This window comes from Aequorivita aquimaris (assembly GCF_001573155.1).
Taxonomy (GTDB): domain Bacteria; phylum Bacteroidota; class Bacteroidia; order Flavobacteriales; family Flavobacteriaceae; genus Aequorivita; species Aequorivita aquimaris.
On record NZ_JRWG01000004.1, the window covers coordinates 272,473 to 293,493 of the forward strand.

At 40.3% G+C, this 21,021-nt stretch carries 22 protein-coding genes and 1 tRNA gene; 10 read left to right on the forward strand and 13 right to left on the reverse strand.

Annotated elements, in window-relative coordinates; genetic code table 11:
- Positions 1-2: 2 nt before the first annotated feature.
- Together LS48_RS08590 and LS48_RS08595 are read right to left on the reverse strand one after the other, a co-directional pair.
- Positions 3-398, reverse strand: coding sequence for a hypothetical protein (locus LS48_RS08590; protein ID WP_062622003.1), 396 nt, complete (start codon positions 396-398; stop codon positions 3-5).
- 94 nt (positions 399-492) lie between these two features.
- Positions 493-1,182: a hypothetical protein gene (locus LS48_RS08595; RefSeq protein WP_062622005.1), complete on the reverse strand. Its 690-nt coding sequence runs from the start codon at positions 1,180-1,182 to the stop codon at positions 493-495.
- A 384-nt stretch (positions 1,183-1,566) separates the two neighbouring features.
- On the opposite strand from LS48_RS08595, the gene LS48_RS15510 reads away from it, so the two are divergent.
- From LS48_RS15510 to LS48_RS08605, 3 genes are read left to right on the forward strand one after another with little or no spacing between them, the layout of a single operon-like run.
- Positions 1,567-1,719: a hypothetical protein gene (locus tag LS48_RS15510; RefSeq protein ID WP_193392794.1), complete on the forward strand. Its 153-nt coding sequence runs from the start codon at positions 1,567-1,569 to the stop codon at positions 1,717-1,719.
- Positions 1,720-1,754: 35 nt separating this feature from the next.
- Positions 1,755-3,407, forward strand: coding sequence for a tetratricopeptide repeat-containing sensor histidine kinase (locus LS48_RS08600; protein WP_062622008.1), 1,653 nt, complete (start codon positions 1,755-1,757; stop codon positions 3,405-3,407).
- Between the two features lie 2 nt (positions 3,408-3,409).
- Entirely contained in the window at positions 3,410-4,075 is a 666-nt protein-coding gene (locus LS48_RS08605; protein WP_062622010.1) for a DNA-binding response regulator, read from the forward strand.
- Positions 4,076-4,636: 561 nt separating this feature from the next.
- Here the strand turns inward: LS48_RS08605 and LS48_RS08610 are convergent.
- The 8 genes from LS48_RS08610 to LS48_RS08645 form a co-directional block, all read right to left on the reverse strand.
- Positions 4,637-4,710 (reverse strand) — tRNA-Asp (locus LS48_RS08610).
- A gap of 159 nt (positions 4,711-4,869) precedes the next feature.
- Positions 4,870-5,799, reverse strand: a complete 930-nt coding sequence (locus LS48_RS08615) for a DUF58 domain-containing protein (RefSeq protein ID WP_062622012.1) — start codon at positions 5,797-5,799, stop codon at positions 4,870-4,872.
- 11 nt (positions 5,800-5,810) lie between these two features.
- The gene (locus tag LS48_RS08620) at positions 5,811-6,272 is read right to left on the reverse strand and encodes a copper resistance protein NlpE (RefSeq protein ID WP_062622014.1); all 462 of its coding nucleotides are present in this window, start codon (positions 6,270-6,272) and stop codon (positions 5,811-5,813) included.
- A gap of 5 nt (positions 6,273-6,277) precedes the next feature.
- A complete protein-coding gene (locus tag LS48_RS08625; protein WP_062622015.1) occupies positions 6,278-6,823 on the reverse strand; it encodes a ClpP family protease in 546 nt (181 codons plus the stop codon).
- 182 nt (positions 6,824-7,005) lie between these two features.
- Positions 7,006-7,323 carry a thioredoxin gene (gene trxA, locus LS48_RS08630; protein ID WP_062622016.1) on the reverse strand — a complete coding sequence of 106 codons (318 nt, stop codon included), beginning with the start codon at positions 7,321-7,323 and terminating at the stop codon, positions 7,006-7,008.
- Between the two features lie 101 nt (positions 7,324-7,424).
- Entirely contained in the window at positions 7,425-11,855 is a 4,431-nt protein-coding gene (gene dnaE, locus LS48_RS08635) for a DNA polymerase III subunit alpha (RefSeq protein WP_062622017.1), read from the reverse strand.
- Between the two features lie 332 nt (positions 11,856-12,187).
- Positions 12,188-12,637 carry a ferritin-like domain-containing protein gene (locus LS48_RS08640; protein ID WP_045081307.1) on the reverse strand — a complete coding sequence of 150 codons (450 nt, stop codon included), beginning with the start codon at positions 12,635-12,637 and terminating at the stop codon, positions 12,188-12,190.
- 191 nt (positions 12,638-12,828) lie between these two features.
- Positions 12,829-13,623 (reverse strand): DUF6252 domain-containing protein, encoded by a 795-nt coding sequence (locus tag LS48_RS08645; protein WP_062622018.1) that lies wholly within the window; start codon positions 13,621-13,623, stop codon positions 12,829-12,831.
- Positions 13,624-13,758: 135 nt separating this feature from the next.
- Between LS48_RS08645 and LS48_RS08650 the strand changes: the two genes are divergently transcribed.
- From LS48_RS08650 to LS48_RS08680, 7 genes are all read left to right on the forward strand, one after another.
- Positions 13,759-14,361: a 30S ribosomal protein S16 gene (locus LS48_RS08650; RefSeq protein ID WP_062622019.1), complete on the forward strand. Its 603-nt coding sequence runs from the start codon at positions 13,759-13,761 to the stop codon at positions 14,359-14,361.
- An 11-nt stretch (positions 14,362-14,372) separates the two neighbouring features.
- Entirely contained in the window at positions 14,373-14,897 is a 525-nt protein-coding gene (gene rimM, locus LS48_RS08655; protein ID WP_062622021.1) for a ribosome maturation factor RimM, read from the forward strand.
- 107 nt (positions 14,898-15,004) lie between these two features.
- Positions 15,005-15,715, forward strand: a complete 711-nt coding sequence (locus tag LS48_RS08660; RefSeq protein ID WP_235811021.1) for a tRNA1(Val) (adenine(37)-N6)-methyltransferase — start codon at positions 15,005-15,007, stop codon at positions 15,713-15,715.
- 50 nt (positions 15,716-15,765) lie between these two features.
- A complete protein-coding gene (locus tag LS48_RS08665) occupies positions 15,766-16,944 on the forward strand; it encodes an acyl-CoA dehydrogenase family protein (protein ID WP_062622025.1) in 1,179 nt (392 codons plus the stop codon).
- Positions 16,945-17,622, forward strand: a complete 678-nt coding sequence (locus LS48_RS08670; protein ID WP_062622027.1) for a cysteine peptidase family C39 domain-containing protein — start codon at positions 16,945-16,947, stop codon at positions 17,620-17,622.
- A 102-nt stretch (positions 17,623-17,724) separates the two neighbouring features.
- The gene (locus tag LS48_RS08675; protein ID WP_062622029.1) at positions 17,725-18,621 is read left to right on the forward strand and encodes a metallophosphoesterase; all 897 of its coding nucleotides are present in this window, start codon (positions 17,725-17,727) and stop codon (positions 18,619-18,621) included.
- A 15-nt stretch (positions 18,622-18,636) separates the two neighbouring features.
- Complete coding sequence (locus LS48_RS08680; protein WP_062622031.1) at positions 18,637-19,329, forward strand: SGNH/GDSL hydrolase family protein; 693 nt, start codon at positions 18,637-18,639, stop codon at positions 19,327-19,329.
- Here LS48_RS08680 and LS48_RS08685 read toward each other — a convergent pair.
- The 3 genes from LS48_RS08685 to LS48_RS08695 all read right to left on the reverse strand — a co-directional run bounded on the left by LS48_RS08685 (position 19,326) and on the right by LS48_RS08695 (position 21,020).
- On the reverse strand, positions 19,326-19,655 hold the full coding sequence (locus tag LS48_RS08685) for a 2Fe-2S iron-sulfur cluster-binding family protein (protein ID WP_062622033.1): 330 nt from the start codon (positions 19,653-19,655) through the stop codon (positions 19,326-19,328). The genes LS48_RS08680 and LS48_RS08685 overlap by 4 nt on opposite strands.
- A gap of 3 nt (positions 19,656-19,658) precedes the next feature.
- Positions 19,659-20,711: an NAD(P)/FAD-dependent oxidoreductase gene (locus tag LS48_RS08690; protein WP_062622035.1), complete on the reverse strand. Its 1,053-nt coding sequence runs from the start codon at positions 20,709-20,711 to the stop codon at positions 19,659-19,661.
- 66 nt (positions 20,712-20,777) lie between these two features.
- Entirely contained in the window at positions 20,778-21,020 is a 243-nt protein-coding gene (locus LS48_RS08695; RefSeq protein WP_062622037.1) for a NifU family protein, read from the reverse strand.
- Between the last annotated feature and the right edge of the window lies 1 nt (position 21,021).

The following is a 21,021-nucleotide window of genomic DNA, read 5'->3' on the forward strand; positions in this document are numbered from 1 at the left end:
TATTATAAGTTTCCAAAAGGGTTAGGATTATGTATCAAGCCTCTAATCTGTCCTTCCACTGGAGCCATAAAACTGCGGTATTTTGCCAGATAGTCCACAGTATCAAAAGGAATAATGGCTTCTAACTTGCGCTCAGTTAAATCAAATATGAGTTCAGCATAAAAATTTGCAACGGCATAAACAGTAATACTTTTTATAGGGTCTGTCCAAGTCAGAAAATCTGCAACCTTGGGACAGTGTTTTTCTACATATACAAGCTTTTCATCAGCGAACAAATGGTCAAAATTGTACCGGGTCATTTTTCGGTTGTCTGTTATCAGTTGTCTTTTGTCGGATACTGAATTATAATTTTTTAAAAATATAACATTGCAAATCAATCCTTTTACGGGATTCCGCATTTGGGACAGATTTTGTTGGATTGCCTACGCTGAAGCTACGAAATACGAGGTGGGGGGACGAAGAGTCAATATTCAAAAATAAAAACCTAGCTTATTATTGATAGCAGATATATTTATCAATAATATACTTGGTGATGGGTTTTAGGGTTTTTCCTGTTATGGGATGAAGACCATAGTCTGAAAAGAAATCAAGACTGCCATCTTTGTTTTTACTATACCATACCCGAACGCTACCGTTAGGATTGAAGAATACAGTATTACAATCTGGCTTTATCAGTTTAAAACTAGCTATTCTATCCTCTTTATATGCCTTGAGTTCACCTTTGCTCAATTTGTCGGCATCGAAAGGAGTTTCCACATAATTATTGCCATCCCATTCCATCCAACGCTGTTGTTTGGATGCCATTACTGAAAATATTACCACTAAAGCGATTAAAATAATGGCTAATGATATTTTATGACTCCTTATAAAATTCTTAAATCTAAAATCGCCAGCAGTTTTCTTTTCTGCTTCAAGTGTGGAAGTATCCTTTTTAATTTCTTTAATCCTTATAACAAATTGAGTGTAATCTTCATATCCTAAAAAAGAAGCTAGTCCTTCGAGGACTGCAGGTTGCTTTATCTCCACTTGTTCATCTGCCATTGCCTCATTGTGATAATCTCTTAATCTTCTTTCACCAAATTGAAAGTGTTGATTCTCATCAATATAATTTGACAAAACAGTGGCCAAACGGGATTTAGAAGGATTCATATTTCCTAAATCCTCTTCCTGTCTTAAAGCCATTTCAAAGCTTTCTATAATTAATCTGTTATGCACCTTCAGCTATTTTATCCAATGCTTAAAACTACAAAATTCACTTGGAAATTCTTTGGAAGATCATTTCCAATATGTTTCCAATCCTTTTCCAACCCTTTATTCAGCATCTCCCTTTATTTGCTACATCATTGAGAATCTAAAAGTTTTAAAGATTTCAATATCAGTAAGGAGGCACTGAGTAATGCCATTAGATGAAGTGGGGAAATAAGTCTTCCGCATTACTTCAGAACTTCCTTCTTCCCTTTTTACAGAGCAAGGCCAGTCCTAAGCTTTTCAAATTTTCTTTTAAAAAATCACAACAGATTTTTTAGAACAGACACCCTATTGTTCATCCAAAAAATTCACATTCAAATGAAAAAAGCAACATTTTTAATCGGCATATTATTATTTATTATTGCGATCAGCTCTTGTACTCCAGAAGCTAGAATAGACCAAGCAGAACCACAAAGCTGTTGTGGCGATGATGGAAATCTTCCGCCCACACCACCAATTGGTGGAGGTTAAATAAAAAATCTGGAAATAAATTTTATTTTTGAGGAATGAAGAAGCCCTACTTTTCATTCCTCATTTTATTTATTGTATTGGGTATTTTACCCTGTAAAATGATGGGTCAATATAAAATTGACAGTACCGCTTACCACTTCAACCGTATTTTGAATCCACAACACAGCGCAGATTTTCCGAAGGCAATTTCATATTATACTCGTTTAAAGGAAAAGCACCTGGCGCAGAAAAATGACTATGAGGCAATACAGGATCTGAGGATGCTAGCCATTGCCCATTTTGAAATGGGAAATAGCTATGACAGTGAGATAGCTACCGTGGAGGCCTTGCAATTAATTGACAATACTGCGGGTGCGGATACGCTCGTTGATGCAAAAAAAGGACTTTACAATCAGTTGGGAAGAATTTACCGGGCTACCTATAGACACAAAGAAACCATTGATGCGTACGGGCAGGCATTACGGTTTTCTGCAAATCTAAATGACAGTCTTACCCTTTTAAACAATATAGGAAACGTATATGTGGACATGGGGCATCCTGAAAGAGCCCTGGAGCAATTTAATAGGGCATTGGAAAAAAAAGGAGTGGCAAAAAACAAACCCGCCTATGCCCGCTTATTAAACAACAAGGGGGTGGCGCTTACCAAATTAGGAAATAAGGCTGAAGCCATAGCTATAATGGAGCAGGCTTTGGACTTGCGGGAGGCCGAAAATGATATGCCAGGCAAATACTCCAGCTACAAAAGTTTAGCCCTATATTATTTTCAGCAGGGCGATACCGTACAGGCATTGGAATTTGCAAACCAAGGGTATGTAGTTGCGAAAACAATGAACAGTCTGTCTTATTTGGAAGACGTTCTTTCTCTTTTTGCCATGATGAGCCCAGACCCAAGGATAGTGCAGTTTAACGAAATAACAGATAGCATTGCAAAGGAGAAGCAACTGGCAGAGAACAGGAATGCCTTTATGAAGTACAATGTGGAAAAGGAACGTAAAAATACGCTTGCCGCCCAGTTGGAAAAAGAAAAGCAGAAAACGTGGACTATCCTTATTTTGGCTTTGGCCATAGTCGGATTTTTGTTGAGCATTGCCCTTTATTTCACAATACGGAACAAGCATAAGCAAGAAAAGATCAAGCAGGTACAAACCACGGAGAAACGTATTTCTAAAAAAGTACACGATGAAGTGGCAAACGATGTGTATAGATTAATGGCAAAAATACAGAGCAAGCCCGCAGGAAAGGAGGAGGTTTTGGACGATCTGGAATCTATTTACCACAAAAGCAGGGATATTTCCAAGGAAAACAGTGCCATGGCCATTGAAAATTTTGAGGAAGCACTTTCCGATCTGTTGATGAGTTATGAAAGTGAATCAATTTCCGTGATTAGAAGAGATGTGGTTCCCATTGATTGGAATGCCGTAGCGGCTATTAAAAAAACCAACCTCTACCGGGTATTGCAGGAATTGTTGACCAATATGGCCAAGCACAGCGCGGCTACTGCGGTGGTGCTAAATTTTGATAGGAAAGGAAAAAATATTGTCATTAAATATGCCGATAATGGCAAGGGTTGTATCCTAAAAAATAAAAATGGGCTTCAGAATGCGGAATCCCGCATAAAAGCGATTAACGGAAAGATTACTTTTGAAACAGAACCAAATAAGGGATTTAAGGCAACGATAATTATTTGAGTATGTTTAAAAAAGTACTTATTTCAGACGATATTGACTGTATAAACCAAGGGGTTATTTCCGTATTGCAGGCTTTGGGAATAGGGTCGATTACGGAGGTTATGTATTGCGACGATGCCTTCTTGAAAATAGAAAAGGCGCAGTTAGAGAAAGACCCTTTCGACTTGTTAATAACTGATTTATCCTATATTCCAGATTACAGAGAGCAAACATTTTCATCGGGAGCGGACTTGATAGCCATCCTGAAACAGAAGCATCCAGAACTGCCAATTATTGCCTATTCCGTGGAAGATAGGCTGCAACTGGTACGCGGACTGGTAATGGACCATAAACTGAACGGCTATGTGTGCAAGGGCCGAAAGGGGCTGGAGGAATTGAAGACCGCAATAAACAAGGTCTTTAATGGAGAAACCTATCTTTCTCCCCAAGTGGAAAACGCACTCTCTAAAAAAACAACACCTATTATAGCGGATTATGATATCGCTTTAATGACGCACCTGGCAAAAGGTTTGTCCCAAAAGGAAATCGCTGATCATTTTAAGGCTGTCAATATGCTGCCCAATAGTCTTAGTTCCGTAGAAAAGCGGGTGGGGAAGCTTTGTATTCACTTTAAAGCGAAAAATGCCATTCATCTGGTGGCAATGGTAAAGGATTTGGGAATAATTTAAGCTGCCTATAGGCCCAGGGAACAGACTTTTAGCTTTTATATTTAAAAAAAACTGACGTTTTACGGAATCCCGCAAAGAAATGGACAAATTACTCCCTTTCTTTGAAGTGGGGAATAATTATTCTGGGGAGAATAAATTGAAGTTTCCCAAAGCCGTTCTATCGTTTGATAGAACGGTTTATTATTTTAGGCAAGTTGTTGCCGCTAAGCTGAAATGGCTTTGAAGAAGAAGAATAAAGGTTCTGGGAAGAGGACTAAGCCCCAAGATTGCCCGTACTTGGAACGATTTTTTTCCGTTGGCTCTGATATAGAGGTTGGGAGGGTTTGAAAACCTTTGGGAGACATAAAGGTGGCGCAATATGATTGTATTGGATTTTGAAAAGTGGGGCACCCGAGATTTTTTTTGGGGCACCTTATGGGGCACCCAAAATTCGTCAGAAAAGCAATTAAATGTATATTAAACAAAAAAAGCCCATCCATATGGATAAGCTTCTCATCGGTCTAATTACTTAAACCACAAAGTATTAAACTAAATTTAATACTTCAACACAACATCTTGTTGCGGTCTGGACGAGACTCGAACTCGCGACCCCCTGCGTGACAGGCAGGTATTCTAACCAACTGAACTACCAGACCAAGTTTTCAACCTTTCTTGCGAAAGACCCCAACAACAGTTGGGCAAAGTGAAAAATTGTTACCATACTTTTTGGGATTGCTCCCTTGCTGTATTAAGCGGTGGCAAATATACCACTCCATTTCATTTTCGCAAACTATTTTTTTAAAAAATAATAAATTTTATCCAAACTTCTGACGTTCCACTAGATATGTAGTCAAAATCTTGTTGAAACTTTCATTTATATCGGTTAAAACATACTTTATTCTATATTGGGCACATCGCAATTGTAGCTCGTGGAAGTATTCCTGCACAGCTTCTTCATATTGCTCCTTAATATTATCGGCATACAGATTTATATGTTCACCTGTTTCAACATCCACAAATCGCTTGGGGCGGTTGCTGAAATCGAAATTTACTTCGCGTTTTTTATCGAAAGTGTGAAAAAGGATTACCTCGTGCTTGTTGTATTTTAAATGCTGAAGCGCTTCAAAAAGTTTTTCCGCCTCTGTATCGCTTTGGAACATATCTGTAAACAGAAAGACCAAGGATCGGCGTTTTAGCTTTTCAGCAATTAAATGGAGGTGCTCATAGGTTCTGGTCTGCGATTTTTCTTCGGAAGAAAGCAAGGCCTCATTCAACTTTTGAAGCAACATTTGATGGTGGCGCTCACTGCCTTTTTCCGAAGCGTAAAATTCATATTCGCCACTGTAAACACTAAGCCCAACAGCATCGCGCTGCCGCTTCATCAAATTCATAATTGCAGCCGAAGCCAAGACCGAAAACCCAATTTTATTGAGAGAATTGATATTGAATTCCTTCAGTTTCGGGTAATGCATCGAGCTACTATTATCCACGATCAAGTGGCACCGAAGGTTCGTTTCCTCTTCGTAACGTTTGGTATAAAGTTTATCGGTTTTGGCGAAAAGTTTCCAGTCTATATGTTTTGTGCTTTCGCCGTTGTTATAGATTTTATGCTCCGCAAATTCCGCAGAAAACCCGTGGAATGGGCTTTTATGAAGTCCAGAAATAAAGCCCTCCACCACTTGTTTTGCAAGCAGCTCCAGATTTTTAAAACCTGTTATCTCATTTATTTCTTTCTCTATATTCAACGGCCAACCTATTATTGAAGCGTTTTTTTCAAAATATAAAATTCCGCTAAATCGCCTTCTACCATATTGCCGGAACTGTCGAGCATCCACAGTTGGTTTTCGCCTACCTTATACTGAAGGGTGTCGCTTTCGGATTTTAAAAGTACTTTGGAGCCACTTTCGTCCCAAACAAAATTGCCAGTCTGCACAAATTCATTTTCGCCTTCCATCTTCCCTAAATAAGTTTGGGAAAGGGTGTAGGTTTTGTCGTCTCTCAACTCCAATACAGTTTTAATTCCCTCGCAATCGGCGCAGGGCGTTGTTCCTTCATACACGCCCGCCCAATCCAGCGAGTTTTCGGAATTGTGTGAATCTACAACATTGTTGTCCGTTGTTTCCATTGTTTCATCGGAAACATTCTCCTTGTTTTCAACGTGTTTGCAACCAATAAAGATGGTTGTTGCAATTCCAAATGCCAAAAATATTTTTTTCATACTCCCTATTTTAAAATGCCATCAACAATTCCATAATCTACAGATTCTTCGGCATTCATCCAATGATCGCGATTGAAATCCTTCATCACTTTTTCGAAAGATTGTCCGCAATTTTCGGCCAAAATACGTGCGCTAATTTCTTTTGTCTTCAAAATTTCCTGCGCCGTAATTTCTATATCACTGGCAACGCCTCTTGCACCACCACTGGGCTGATGGATCATAACACGGGCGTGCGGCTGGATAAACCTTTTTCCTTTTTCGCCAGCGGAAAGCAAAATACTTCCCATGGAAGCTGCCAGACCGGTACAGATGGTTGAAACCGGACTTTTAATTTCACGCATGGTATCGTAAATAGAAAACCCGGAAGTAACATATCCACCGGGACTATTTATGTAAAATTTAATCTCGTCGTGGCTCAGCGCGTCTAGATACATTAAACGGTCCACAACATGGCGTGCGCTTTTGTCATCTACCATTCCCCAGAGGAAAACTTTGCGTTCTTCCAGTAATTTACTGTCAATTTTATCCTGTACTTTATTTGTTTTTTCCATAGTCTGCAATCTGTCCTCTCGAGCGCAGTCGAGAGATTTTTAGGCTGTTATATCAAAAAGAAGTCTCGATTGTGCTTTTACTGCACTTAGCACGCTCGCGACCAGAGATTTTTACTAATATAGAAAAAGGCCCAGCAATGCGCCAAGCCTTTTATTGTTTAATTTTTCTTTTTTGAAATATTTTACAAAAGTGAATCAATCGCTTCCGCATAAACATTCTTTGGAGCAACGCCTACTTGACGGCCCACTACTTCGCCATTTTGGAACACCAAAACGGTCGGAATATTTCGCACGCCATATTTTGCGGCAAAATCTTGGTTTGCATCCACATCTACTTTTCCTACTACGGCCTTGCCTTCGTATTCTTTGCTTATTTCTTCAATGATGGGCCCTACCATTCGGCAAGGTCCGCACCAGGCTGCCCAAAAGTCAACCAATACCGGTTTGTCACTTTTTAAAACCGTTTCTTCAAATGTTGCGTCTGTTATTTCTAATGCCATAATCTTTGTTTTTAATGATTGTCAAAAATAGTTAAATTTTATTCGTTTTGCCGTAGTGTTAATATATGTTTAGGAAATGATTGTATTGGTTAATTCTATTATTAATTCAACTTATAATGCAACTGCTCTCTGTCCAGTTCATCCAGCAATTCCTTTGATATGTTTATTTTATGTTTTCTACTGGGCATAGTGAGATGAATTTTTTCTTCGTTTTCATATACTACAAAAAACAATTGCTTTTCACCTTTGTGGGTTTTTACAAGGTTTTTGAGCGAATCTATCTTTCCTTCCCTTAAGTCATTTAAAGGCATGGTAATGGTTAATTTTTTTCCGTGGGTCTCCATTACATCGTGAAGCAATTGGATGCTGTTGTATTGAAGTCGCGGTTCGCCTTTTTTACCAGTATCACGGTTCGTCCAACCTTCCTTTACAAAAACGCGACCATAAATAAAGCTATTCGGAACCAAGAAATGGCGCCATTTTAGATACTCTTCCCCAAAAATTTTGAAATCGTAGCTGTCCTCATAATCCTCGACGGTGAAAATGGCCCAGCCCTTTCCAGCCTTTGATTCCCTGTGCTGCACATCGCTCACCACGCCGCCGAAACACAGTTCTTTATTGAGATAATCCTCCAAATGGTTAAAATGCGAAACCTTGCAATTTGTAAAGCTTTCCATCTCTATTCTGAAATCGTCCAGCGGATGGCCCGAAATATAAACGCCCACCACTTCCTTTTCCTGCTTCAGCTTTTTCATGGTGCCCCATTCCTCGCAGGGCGGAACTTCGGGTTCGGGAATTTGCACTTCGCTGGCATCACCAAAAAGGCTTACCTGTGAAGAATTCTGCGTTTCCTGATATTTTGCTGCATAGCGAAGTACTTTTTCAATAAACATCACTCCATCGCCATCATCGTGCAGGTATTGTGCGCGGTGGGTATCAAAACTGTCGAAACCGCCTGCAAGTGCTAAATTTTCAAAAGCTTTTTTATTTGCGGAACGCAGGTCAATCCGCTTCGCCAAATCAAAAACCGATTTGTATTTTCCATCCTTTCTGTTTTCAACAATCGTTGCCACGGCACTGCTGCCCACGCCTTTTACGGCGCCCATTCCAAAACGGATGGCGCCTTGGTCGTTTACCGTAAATTTGTGGAAGGATTCGTTTACATCGGGACCCAAAACGGTCAATCCCATCCGCTTGCATTCGTCCATAAAAAAGGTTACCTGTTTTATGTCGCTCATATTATTGGAAAGCACCGCTGCCATATATTCCGCGGGATAATGGGCTTTTAGATAGGCCGTTTGATAGGCAATCCAAGCGTAGCAAGTAGAGTGCGATTTATTAAAAGCGTAACTTGCAAAGGCTTCCCAATCCTTCCAGATTTTTTCAAGTTTTTCGGGGTCGTGGCCTTTTTCGGCGGCCTGGGCTACGAACTGCGGCTTCATTTTGTCCAGCACCGCTTTTTGTTTTTTCCCCATCGCCTTTCGCAGAACATCGGCTTCACCTTTGGTAAAACCTGCCAATTTTTGTGACAAAAGCATCACCTGCTCCTGATAGACCGTGATTCCGTAGGTTTCCTTCAAATATTCCTCCATCGCGGGAAGGTCGTATTCAATTTCCTCCTCACCGTGTTTCCTGCGAACAAAACTTGGAATGTATTCCATCGGGCCCGGACGGTACAGCGCGTTCATTGCAATCAGATCCGCAAAGACCGTGGGTTTTAGTTCCTTCATATATTTCTGCATTCCGGCAGATTCATACTGAAAAATCCCAACGGTATCCCCTCGTTGGAAAAGCTCGTAGGTTTTTTCATCGTCGAGCGGAAAGGTATCCGGATCCAGATCAACGTTGTGTTTGTGTTTTACAAGTTTTACCGTGTCCTTTATAAGCGTCAAGGTTTTCAGACCGAGGAAATCCATTTTCAAAAGGCCCGCACTTTCCACCACCGAGTTGTCGAATTGGGTCACGTACAGATCGGAATCCTTTGCCGTGGCAACGGGTACGAAATCGGTAATATCGCTGGGCGTAATGATTACACCACAGGCGTGGATTCCCGTATTGCGGACAGAACCTTCAAGAATTTTTGCCTGGTTTATGGTTTGGGCTTCCAGATCACTTCCTTCGGAAAGGTTTAAAAGTTCATTTACCTTCGGAAGCTCATCACTTCGGAAACGGCTTCGCAATTCCGCATCGCTCAAACCGAAAATTTTGTTCAGTTTGGTCATATTTGGAATCAATTTCGAAATCCGATCGGCTTCATTCAACGGCAAATCCAAAACCCGCGCGGTATCGCGAATGGAGGATTTTGCCGCCATGGTACCATAAGTGATAATCTGCGCCACTTGGTTGCTGCCATATTTGTTGATTACGTAATCCATAACCTTGCTTCGGCCTTCATCGTCAAAATCGATGTCGATATCGGGCATACTCACACGATCTGGGTTTAGGAAACGCTCAAAAAGAAGATCGTATTTAATTGGGCAAATATTTGTGATTCCCAAACAATACGCCACCGCACTTCCCGCCGCCGAACCACGGCCCGGCCCAACGGAAACGCCCATTTTTCGGGCTTCCGAAATAAAATCCTGCACAATCAAAAAGTAGCCGGGATAGCCCGTGTTCGCAATTACTTCCAACTCAAAATCGAGGCGTTGCTTAATTTCCTTTACGCGCTGCGATGCATTTTCGGGAATTTCAAAATCGGTCAAGGCTTCGTAGGAAACCTCCAATAATTCTGGGTAGCGTTTCTTGGCACCTTCGTAAGTTAAATGGCGTAGATACGCGTTTTCGCCACGCTTGCCGCCATCGATATCCTCGGGGTTCAAAAATTCCTGCGGTATGCCGAAATTGGGCAGCAAAACATCGCGGTGCAAAGAGAAGGGCTGGATTTTTGAAACCACTTCGTCTATATTCAAAATGGCTTCGGGAAGGTCCTTGAACAAGGCCTTCATTTCATCCTGCGATTTGAAATAATATTCCTGGTTTGGCAAACCGTAGCGATAGCCACGGCCACGACCAATGGGCGTTGCCTGCTTTTCGCCATCCTTTACGCACAGCAAAATGTCGTGGGCGTTGGCGTCTTCCTTCTTTATATAATAGGTGTTGTTGCAGGCTACGATTTTTACATTGTTGCGCTTTGCCATTTCGATTAGCACGTCGTTTACACGCCTTTCATCTTCCTGATTGTGGCGCATAATCTCAACATATAAATCCTCGCCGAACTGTTCCTTCCACCATAGCAAAGCTTCCTCAGCTTGGTTTTCGCCGATGTTCAAAATCTTTCCGGGCACTTCGCCGTATAGGCTTCCCGTTAAAACTATAATGTCCTCTTTGTATTTTTCAACTATATTTTTATCGATTCGCGGTACGTAATAAAAACCCTCGGTGTAAGCGATGGAAGCCATTTTTGCCAAATTGTGGTAGCCGTTTTTATTTTTGGCCAGCATCACGATTTGGTAGCCGTTGTCTTTATGATTTTTATTTAAATGGTCCTCGCAGACAAAGAATTCACAGCCAACAATTGCTTTTATGGGTTGTGGGGGATTTTCATCTTCTTCATTTTTCGGCAAATCGGCGAGCGATTTGTTATAATTGGCAACGGCCTGCACAAAGTGGAAAGCGCCCATCATATTGCCGGAATCGGTGAGGGCGACGGCGGGCATGTTGTTTTCAACGGCGGCATTTACCAAATCCATCGTGCTGGAAGTGGATTGCAGAATGGAAAACTGTGAATGATTATGAAGATGAACAAAAGGTGCATCCTCCAGTGTGGCGATGTTCTCCTTTATTTCTTCTGAAGAGATTTCCTGCGTCTCCGAAGCGGCCTGCATTTGCTTTCGGATACTATCCGAAGCTTTTTTCAGATTTATATGCTCCAGCCCAATCAATTCAATTGGCTGCGGATTTGCTTCGGAAAAGTTTTCGAAATAATCTGGCTGCACGTCGAGTTCTTCCTTCGTAAAAATCTGGCGGCGCACCAATTCCAAAAAGCAGCGAGTAGTTGCTTCAACGTCGGCGGTGGCGTTGTGTGCCTCGGCGAAAGGCTCGTTAAACAAAAACTCGTGAAGCTCAGTAAGAGTGGGCAATTTAAACTTTCCGCCACGCCCGCCGGGAATTTGGCAAAGCTGGGCGGTGGTTTCGGTACAAGTGTCCAAAACGGGTAATTTGGGCAATGGGTTTTCAATTCCCAATCGGAAAAATTCAGCACCCATAATGTTTACGTCAAAATCTACATTTTGGCCGACGATGAACTTGGTTTTTGAAAGTGCATCTTGAAATTTTTCAGCGACTTCTTCCAAGGAAATTCCTTCGGTCGTAGCCAATTCGGTAGAAATTCCATGGATTTTTTCGGCATCAAAAGGGATGTTGAAACCATCTGGTTTTACCAAATAATCCTGATGCTCTATCAAATTCCCCATAGCATCGTGCAACTGCCACGCAATCTGGATACAGCGTGGCCAATTGTCGCTATCGCTTACGGGCGCGTTGTAGCGTTTGGGAAGACCTGTGGTTTCTGTATCGAAGATTAAATACATTGGGATTGAAGATTTTAGATTGACGATTAACGATTAACGATTGTTGATTTCAGGATTTTGGGTTAAGAGCGTGAACACTTAACACTTAACACTTAACACTTAACACTTAACACTTAACACTTAACACTTAACACTTAACACTTAACACTTAACACTTAACACTTAACACTTAACACTTAACACTTAACACTTAACACTTAACACTTAACAGAGGAAGTAAAAATAGAAAAACCAACAGCTTTTGGGAAGTTAAATTATCACGAGTTGTTCACAATAAAAAAACCGCTTTCGGAAATTCCGAAAACGGTCTTTTGGTCTTCTTTTTCAAATTATTAGGATACTACGGCTTCAAAGTTTTTGGCACTTTGCCAAGCGTTTTGAATGGTATCACGCTGCTTGGTCAGGATTTGCTGTGTGGTGGGCGGCAATGTAGTGTCTTTAATCACTTCATTGTACTCTTCAACAGCGGCTTTTTCACCTTTTTGCACTTCTTCTAAAATGGTTTCTTCGTTATTTGAAGAAAATGCGGTTTCAATATCCATCCAAGTTCGGTGCAGAGCGCCGGTGGTACTTCCGCCTTTGTCTGGCGTTTCACCGTAGTTTTTGATTTCAGTCTTAATTTCGTGACCGAAGTCATATCTTTTTTGGGCCTGTTCGTTAAAGAATTGCTTCAGTTTTGTGTTATCCACTTTTTCCGCAGCTTTCTTATAACCCTTCTCGGCGTCATAATTCTTCTCTAACAGTTCATTTAATTTGTTCGACATTTTTTCAGTAAACTTCATAATCTCTTTCGTTTTAAATTATACAGTTGTTTTTCTTCATCATAATTACTCCTCTAAAGACAACTGTTCAACTTCATTCGGATATACCCTAATATACCATGAATAAAGGGGTTTCAACGAATTATTAACCTAAGTTTAGTGTAAATTAACAAGGTTTAACCTTTGCCGTGAAATATAAGGTAAAATGTTAATTAATAAGTAACATCAAATTGACCCTCGGTGATATCTGTGCGGTTTGTTATAAAGGAAAAAGTACCTTTAATTGATTTTTCAGAAATGTTATGTTCCAAAATAGTGACAAGCCCCTCCACAGTATCTTCGGGTCCGGTAACGCCTTGGTATTTGGCGGCAAAACCTCCTCTTGGCAAGGTGTAATCACCAGGTTCAACATTAGCTGTAACGGAAATTACAATGGTGGCATTGGCAGTACTTCCGGAAGTTATGATGGTATTTCCTGTATTACGGGAAGAAACGGTTACAGGTATAAATTGATTTCCGTCAACCTTTGCGCTAAATAAGCCTGCATTGGTGGGATCTACTATATCTCCGCCTGTATAAGAAACATTATATAAGGTACCTTGAGAAACATATATAGTATCTATACCAGGCAAGAAGGCATTAAAATTAAAAGTTCCCGAAAGTGTTTTATTCGTTTCATTAAGTTCTGAAATAGTTACTACGCCTTCGCCGTTTGGATTAGTGGTATATATGCTGCCACCCATATCTTCATAAACAGCATAATTAGGACTTCCCTCTCCAATGGTGAAATTACCTTCGCCTAAACGCGAAAGTTGAATTGTCATGGATTCTTCATCATTAAAGCCTTGTATTGTAAGTGTACCATCTTCATTTAGTGCGGCACGTGCGTCTGTTGATGTATATAACCTGTCATCTACTTTAGCTTGGAGGGCAACTTCATTGGTCTGTGTATCTTCGCAAGAAATAAGCGACACTGTAGCTAAAAGAACAAATAGAAACTTTTTCATCGGTTAAGGGGTATTTAGGGATTTTGACAAATGTAAAATAAAAACTTTAATTGGTTGAATTTCAAAAAGAAAATATACTATCTTTGCCGTCCTTAATTATAACCGGGGTCGGGAACCCCAAAAATTAATTTAAACATGCCTGTAAAAATCAGACTACAAAGACACGGAAAGAAAGGTAAGCCTTATTTCTGGATCATCGCGGCAGACAGCCGTTCAAAAAGAGATGGTAAATTCCTTGAAAAAATAGGATCTTACAATCCAACAACAAACCCTGCACAGATTGAACTTGATGTGGACAGCGCTGTAAAATGGCTTCAAAATGGAGCACAACCTACAGATACTGCCCGTGCTATTCTTTCTTACAAAGGAGCTTTAATGAAAAACCACCTTGCTGGTGGTGTTCGTAAGGGCGCTTTGACCGAAGAGCAAGCTGAAGCAAAATTCAACGAGTGGTTAGAATCCAAAAAAGGATCAATCGACCATAAGAAAGCGAGTCTTTCTGAGGCCAAGGAAAAAGCTAAAGCTGAAAAACTTGCTGCCGAAAAAGCCGTAAGTGAGAAGCGCGCTGCTGATGCCGCTGCCGCTGCTGCTGCTGCAGAAGAGGAAGCAACTGAAGAAGTAGAAGCAACTGCTGAAACTGCGACTGAAGAAGCTCCAGCTACTGAGGCTCAAACTGAAGAAGCAAAGGAAGAAAATCCTGCTGCTGAAGAAGCCAAAGAAGACGAAAAAGAAGCATAAATTTTAAAACGATGCAAAAGGAGAATTGCTTCTACTTGGGCAAAATCGTTAGAAAATACAGCTTTAAGGGGGAACTGCTCATAAAACTTGATACGGACGAACCCGAACTTTTTACTGAAATGGAATCGGTTTTTGTGGAACAACGCAAAAACCTGATTCCATTTTTTATTGAAGAAAGTTCACTTCACAAAAGTGAATTGCTTCGCGTACGCTTTGAAGAGGTAAAAAACGAAGCAGAAGCAGATGCTTTGATTGGCGCACATCTTTATCTGCCCTTGGAATTTTTACCAAAACTTACAGGAAACAAATTTTACTTTCACGAAATCATTGGTTTTACCGCCGAAGATGAATCCTTTGGAATAATTGGGAAAATTACTGGCGTAAACGATACTACTTCACAAGCACTTTTTGAAATTGACCGCAGCGGAAAACAAATATTGATTCCGATGATTGACCATTTCATTAAAAAAGTGGATCGCGAAAAGAAAACCATTCTTTTGGATGTGCCGGAAGGATTGATAGAAATGTACCTTTAACAGGAAATTCCAAATTACAAGCACCAAATTCCAAATAAATTCCAAAAAGTAAATCCCAAATTCCAAAATCTTCAATCAGCAATCGTTAATCGAAAATCTAAAATCCATTGAAGCCTTTTAAATTCAAGCAATTCACTGTTGATCAAGACCGTTGTGCGATGAAGATTGGCACTGACGGTGTTTTGCTCGGGGCTTGGGTTTCCTTAAAAAACAATCCGTTTTCAATTTTGGATATTGGCGCTGGCACTGGCATTATCGCTTTGCAATTAGCGCAACGCTCCCATGCCGAAATGATTGACGCTCTTGAAATTGATGAAAACGCCTATGAACAGTGCGTTGATAATTTTGAAAATTCCCAGTGGGGCGATAGGCTTTTTTGTTACCACGCTTCTTTGGAAGAATTTGTTGAAGAAATTGAGGACAAATACGACCTTATTATTTCCAATCCGCCGTTTTACTCCGAAGATTACAAAACTTCAAATGAAATTCGTGACATTGCGCGTTTTAACGATGCGCTTCCTTTTGATGAATTGATTGAAAGCGCTTCGCTTTTACTTTCAGACGAGGGGGTTTTTGCGGTTATCATTCCGCGGAAGGAAGAAGAAGATTTCATAAAAATGGCTTCAGAAGTAAATCTGTTTCCAAATAGGATTTGCAGGGTTCGCGGCACTGAAACTTCCGAAGAAAAAAGAAGTATGCTTGAGTTTTCTTTTGAAAAGATTTCCCCAAAAATAGAAAACCTTACCATTGAAACTTCACGCCATAATTATACCGAAGATTACAAAAATCTGGTGCAGGATTTTTACCTGAAAATGTAGGTCTTTAAGCTTGTGATTTCTACATTTGTATTCCTTTTAAATACTTATAGATGAAACCAGATCTTTTCGAAGCTCCCGATTATTACAATCTTGACGAATTACTTTCAGACGAACACAAATTGGTACGCCAAGCCGCCCGTGATTGGGTAAAGCGCGACGTATCGCCCATTATAGAGGAATACGCCCAAAAAGCTGAATTCCCAGAACAAATAATCAGCGGCCTTGCTGAAATTGGTGCTTTTGGCCCGTACATTCCCGAGGAATATGGCGGTGCCGGACTTGACCAAATTAGCTACGGCTTGATTATGCAGGAAATTGAGCGCGGTGATAGCGGCGTTCGCAGTACAGCTTCCGTGCAGTCTTCGCTGGTAATGTATCCTATTTACAAATACGGGACCGAGGAACAACGCAAAAAATATTTGCCAAAACTTGCCTCGGGTGAATGGATGGGCTGTTTCGGCCTGACCGAGCCGGACCACGGCAGCAATCCGGGCGGGATGACCACTAATTTTAAAGACAAGGGCGACCACTACCTTTTGAATGGCGCCAAAATGTGGATCAGCAATGCTCCCTTCGCACAGGTTGCCATAGTGTGGGCAAAAAACGAAGAAGGAAGAATCCACGGTTTAATTGTGGAACGCGGGATGGAAGGTTTTTCAACTCCTGAAACGCACAATAAATGGTCACTTCGTGCTTCAGCAACCGGCGAACTAATTTTTGACAACGTAAAAGTGCCGAAGGAAAATTTACTTCCGAATAAATCAGGCTTGGGGGCGCCACTTGGCTGCCTTGATTCCGCACGATACGGAATCGCTTGGGGCGCCATTGGCGCTGCGATGGATTGTTATGACACGGCGCTTCGTTATTCCAAAGAGCGAATGCAATTTGGCAAGCCAATTGGCCAGTTCCAACTTCAGCAGAAAAAATTGGCGGAAATGATTACCGAGATTACCAAGGCCCAACTTTTAGCTTGGCGTTTGGGCGTTTTGCGAAATGATGGCAAGGCAACTTCCGCACAAATTTCAATGGCAAAGAGAAATAATGTTGATATGGCAATTAACATAGCCAGAGAAGCAAGACAGATTTTGGGCGGAATGGGCATTACCGGTGAGTACAGTATTATGCGCCACTCCATGAACCTTGAAAGCGTTATTACGTATGAAGGAACGCACGATATCCATTTATTAATTACTGGGCTTGATATTACTGGTTTAAATGCGTTTCAATAAATGAGAAACTTTATTTTTTTTATTATATCTCTGTTTTTGCCGCTTTTAGGCTTTTCGCAGGCAAAAGAGAATGAACAAGTAAGCTTAGACGCTTTACTGAACGATACCCAATTCAGTAGTGACAATACACAGATGTTTGAATTTATTTGGTGGTTGCCCAGAAAATTTTGGGAAGTTTCTTATGCACAGGACCCCACTTCTTCTAAAGAAGATTTTATGGAATTAAATGAAATTTTTGAAGATTACGAACTTTTTGGGGTTGTTAAGGGAGAGATTGGTCATTTTGGGGGAATAACCTATTACCCTGAAGAAGCAATTTTAAAGGAACTAGTAATTAATTATAAAGGGGAAAATTTAATAATTGTACCAAAAGAGGAGATATCAGCAGATTTTTCAAATTTCTTTATGATAATTCAGCCTATGCTTGGCAATATGCTTGGGCAGATGGGCAACAATATACATTTTGTTCTTTATAAAAGCATTCGAGGCAACGAAGTGTTACCAGTAGATCCCTTAGGCAGTGGCGTACTAACCATAAAACTAGGTGATTTTGAGCGCACGGTGGATCTTCCATTAAATAGTTTATTACTTGAGAAAAAATGTAATGAGGACGGTAAATTATATTCAGGTAAATATATTTTTTGCCCCATCCACGGTAAAAAGTTAGTTAATCAATAAAAAAATTGATTCTTTGAAAAGCTTCTCCACGTGGGAAGCTTTTTTTATTTCCCATTACTGTCGTACTGTTTCAAATTGTATCTTTAAAAAAACAATTGATAAATGTCTTCTAGAAACCGAATGTCCCGAGCTTACAGAACTGCCCGTCGCATAAAGTTTAATGACGACTCAAAGTTTATAGTTTTTAGCGACTGCCATCGGGGCGACAACAGTTTTGCGGATGATTTTGCCAATAACAGGAACATTTACTTTCACGCATTACAGGATTATTACAAAAACGGTTTTACCTATTGTGAGATAGGAGATGGTGACGAGTTGTGGGAAAACCTATTTTTTAAGGATATTTTTGAAGCCCATCAAAATGTGTACGAGTTGATGAAGCTATTTTATGCAGAAAATAGATTGTACCGAGTGGTTGGAAATCACGACATGGTTTATATGAACCAAAAATTTGTTGAAAAAACACTTTACACCTATTTCGATAAAATTACAGGTAAGGACGCACCTCTCTTTCCGGGTATTAAATTTACCGAAGGCCTTATTTTGGAGCACGAAAAAACGGGACAGGAAATTTTTATGATGCACGGTCACCAAGCCGATTGGATGAACTACGTAGGCTGGAAATTTAACCGTTTTATGGTGCGGGCACTATGGCGGCAATTGCAGATTTTCGGTATTGGCGATCCCACAAGTCCAGCAAAAAATTACAAGGAACTCATTAAAGTTGAAAGACGAACCAAGCGGTGGATTGTTGAAAACAAAAATATTTTTACCATTATTGGCCATACCCACAGACCGCGCTTTCCCGAACCTGGTGACATAGCTCTTTTTAATGACGGAAGCTGTGTACACCCCCGAAGTATAACTGGACTGGAAATAGAAAACGGGGAGATTTCCTTGGTGAAATGGCAAATTTCCACCACCGAAGACGGCACATTAAAAGTTCAACACGTATTGCTGGAAGGACCGCAAAAATTGATCGACTACAAAACTGAATAAAAAAAATCTTACAGAATGAAATCCATATCACTCCTAATTCTGCTCGCTTCTTTTTCATTATTTTCCTGTGCTATTTCAAAAAAGGATATTTCTTCAGAGAAAGATTCCTATAAATATTTAGCGCTCGGCGATAGTTATACCATTGGTGAGAGTGTTTGCAGAAACTGCAATTATCCAAAGCAATTAACGGATAGCTTAAATGGTGTTCTAAAAGAAAAAACATCTGTAAAATTAATTGCTAAAACAGGCTGGACAACTACAGATTTATTGAGCGCGATTGCTGCTGAAAATCCTTCCAAAGATCATGATTTGGTAACATTGCTTATTGGTGTAAACAATCAATACCAAGGTAAACCATTTTCGCTTTACGAAGAGGAATTCCCAAAATTACTGGATATGGCTATCGATTTCGCAAAAGGCAAAAAAGAAAACGTGATTGTACTTTCCATTCCTGATTATGCTTTTACACATTTTGGACAGAAATCTGGGAAAAGTGAAAAAATTACTTCGGAATTGATAAAATATAACGCTTTTGCGGAAGAGACTGCGAATGAAAAAGGAGTATATTTTAAAAATATCACCCCGATTACGCAGCAAGGATTGGGAAATCCAACATTGGTTGCTTCAGACGGCTTACACCCATCGAAAGTTACTTATAAAAAATTTGTGGAAATAATGATGGATGAAGTTTTGAAAATACTTCGTTAAACTTCAGGTGCGAGTTCCACTTCCAACCCGTCGAGTTCTTCTTTTATAAAAATCTGACAACCCAAACGGCTGTTTTCTTTTACGTTAAAAGCTTCAGAAAGCATTAAATCTTCATCATAACTCATTTCGGGAAGTTCGTGATCGCTCAACACATAGCATTGGCAGGACGCACACATCGCCATTCCACCGCAAATGCCTATAGTTCCCTCTGGAGCCAATTCGTATGAACGAATTATTTCCATTAGATTCATATTCATATCCGTTGGCGCGTCAACCATATGCTTAACACCTTGACGGTCTATGATAGTAATTTTTACGTCGGTCATCAATTAATCAATTGATTTAACAATAGCTTTTGGCGCTTCCTTTTTACTTCCATCAAAACCTTCCACACCGCCAACGGTAGTATATTTCATTACATAACGTTTGTCTGGAAATATGCGTTGGTAGGCGCTTTGGCACATCAATGTTGCTTCGTGGAAGCCGCAAAGAATCAACTTCAACTTTCCCGGATATGTATTTACATCACCAATGGCATAGATGCCGGGAATGTTTGTTTGATAGTCTAAAGTGTTATCTACTTTAATTGCGTTTTTTTCAATCTCAAGGCCCCAATCGGCTATTGGGCCGAGTTTTGGCGACAAGCCGAACAACGGAACAAAATGGTCGCACTCACGGTTGAAAACCTCAGCACCTTGCTTAATAACTACTTCTTCCAAACGATTATTTCCCACCAAACCGATAACTTCAGCAGGAGTTATGAGTTCAATTTTTCCAAGGTTTTTTAATTCCTGTACCTTTTCAACACTGTCCAAAGCGCCGCGGAATTCATTTCTTCGGTGAACAAGCGTTACACTTTTAGCAACATCAGTCAAGAAAATGCTCCAATCCAAGGCCGAATCACCCCCTCCGGAAATAACTACATTTTTATTTCGATATAATTCAGGATCGCGGATGATGTATTCCACTCCTTTATCTTCAAAGTCTGAAAGATTGGTAATTGGAGGTTTTCGTGGCTCAAAACTTCCCAATCCACCTGCAATCGCAACAATAGGGGCATGATGTTTTGTACCTTTATCTGTAGTAACTATGAAAGTGCCATCTTCCATTTTTTCAATTGTATCTGCACGTTCACCGAGGGTAAAACCAGGCTGAAATGGTTCAATCTGCTTCATCAGATTTTTTACCAAATCACCAGCAAGTACTTCCGGGAAACCAGGAATATCATAAATAGGTTTCTTAGGATATATTTCAGTGCACTGCCCACCGGCTTGTGGAAGTGCATCAATTAAATGACATTTAAGTTTAAGTAATCCTGCTTCAAAAACAGCGAAAAGACCCGTAGGTCCTGCACCGATAATGAGAATATCTGTTTTTATCATGAAAGACTATTTCTTAATGAGTTCAAAAATAGTTTTGAAATTGGATTAAAAAAATGACGGTTGTCATTATTGCGAAACGCTAACAACCTTTTCAATTTGTGGAGCATACTTTTTAATGGTCATTTCCACACCGCTTTTTAACGTCATTTGGTTGACGGAACAACCAACACAAGCCCCTTGCAACTGTACATTTACTATCTTATCGCCTTCTATAGAAACCAATGAGATATCGCCGCCGTCGTTCTGTAAAAACGGACGAATCTCGTTTAGTGCTTCTTCTACTTTTGTTGTTAGTTCTTGCGTTGTCATA

Coding starts and splice junctions, on each gene's coding strand:
- LS48_RS08590 (WP_062622003.1), bottom strand. CDS start 398: ATGCGGAATCCCGTAAAAGGATTGATTTGCAATGTTATATTTTTAAAA.
- LS48_RS08595 (WP_062622005.1), bottom strand. CDS start 1,182: ATGGCTTTAAGACAGGAAGAGGATTTAGGAAATATGAATCCTTCTAAA.
- LS48_RS15510 (WP_193392794.1), top strand. CDS start 1,567: ATGAAAAAAGCAACATTTTTAATCGGCATATTATTATTTATTATTGCG.
- LS48_RS08600 (WP_062622008.1), top strand. CDS start 1,755: ATGAAGAAGCCCTACTTTTCATTCCTCATTTTATTTATTGTATTGGGT.
- LS48_RS08605 (WP_062622010.1), top strand. CDS start 3,410: ATGTTTAAAAAAGTACTTATTTCAGACGATATTGACTGTATAAACCAA.
- LS48_RS08620 (WP_062622014.1), bottom strand. CDS start 6,272: ATGAAAAAAATATTTTTGGCATTTGGAATTGCAACAACCATCTTTATT.
- LS48_RS08625 (WP_062622015.1), bottom strand. CDS start 6,823: ATGGAAAAAACAAATAAAGTACAGGATAAAATTGACAGTAAATTACTG.
- trxA (WP_062622016.1), bottom strand. CDS start 7,323: ATGGCATTAGAAATAACAGACGCAACATTTGAAGAAACGGTTTTAAAA.
- dnaE (WP_062622017.1), bottom strand. CDS start 11,855: ATGTATTTAATCTTCGATACAGAAACCACAGGTCTTCCCAAACGCTAC.
- LS48_RS08640 (WP_045081307.1), bottom strand. CDS start 12,637: ATGAAGTTTACTGAAAAAATGTCGAACAAATTAAATGAACTGTTAGAG.
- LS48_RS08645 (WP_062622018.1), bottom strand. CDS start 13,623: ATGAAAAAGTTTCTATTTGTTCTTTTAGCTACAGTGTCGCTTATTTCT.
- LS48_RS08650 (WP_062622019.1), top strand. CDS start 13,759: ATGCCTGTAAAAATCAGACTACAAAGACACGGAAAGAAAGGTAAGCCT.
- rimM (WP_062622021.1), top strand. CDS start 14,373: ATGCAAAAGGAGAATTGCTTCTACTTGGGCAAAATCGTTAGAAAATAC.
- LS48_RS08665 (WP_062622025.1), top strand. CDS start 15,766: ATGAAACCAGATCTTTTCGAAGCTCCCGATTATTACAATCTTGACGAA.
- LS48_RS08670 (WP_062622027.1), top strand. CDS start 16,945: ATGAGAAACTTTATTTTTTTTATTATATCTCTGTTTTTGCCGCTTTTA.
- LS48_RS08675 (WP_062622029.1), top strand. CDS start 17,725: ATGTCTTCTAGAAACCGAATGTCCCGAGCTTACAGAACTGCCCGTCGC.
- LS48_RS08680 (WP_062622031.1), top strand. CDS start 18,637: ATGAAATCCATATCACTCCTAATTCTGCTCGCTTCTTTTTCATTATTT.
- LS48_RS08685 (WP_062622033.1), bottom strand. CDS start 19,655: ATGACCGACGTAAAAATTACTATCATAGACCGTCAAGGTGTTAAGCAT.
- LS48_RS08690 (WP_062622035.1), bottom strand. CDS start 20,711: ATGATAAAAACAGATATTCTCATTATCGGTGCAGGACCTACGGGTCTT.
- LS48_RS08695 (WP_062622037.1), bottom strand. CDS start 21,020: ATGACAACGCAAGAACTAACAACAAAAGTAGAAGAAGCACTAAACGAG.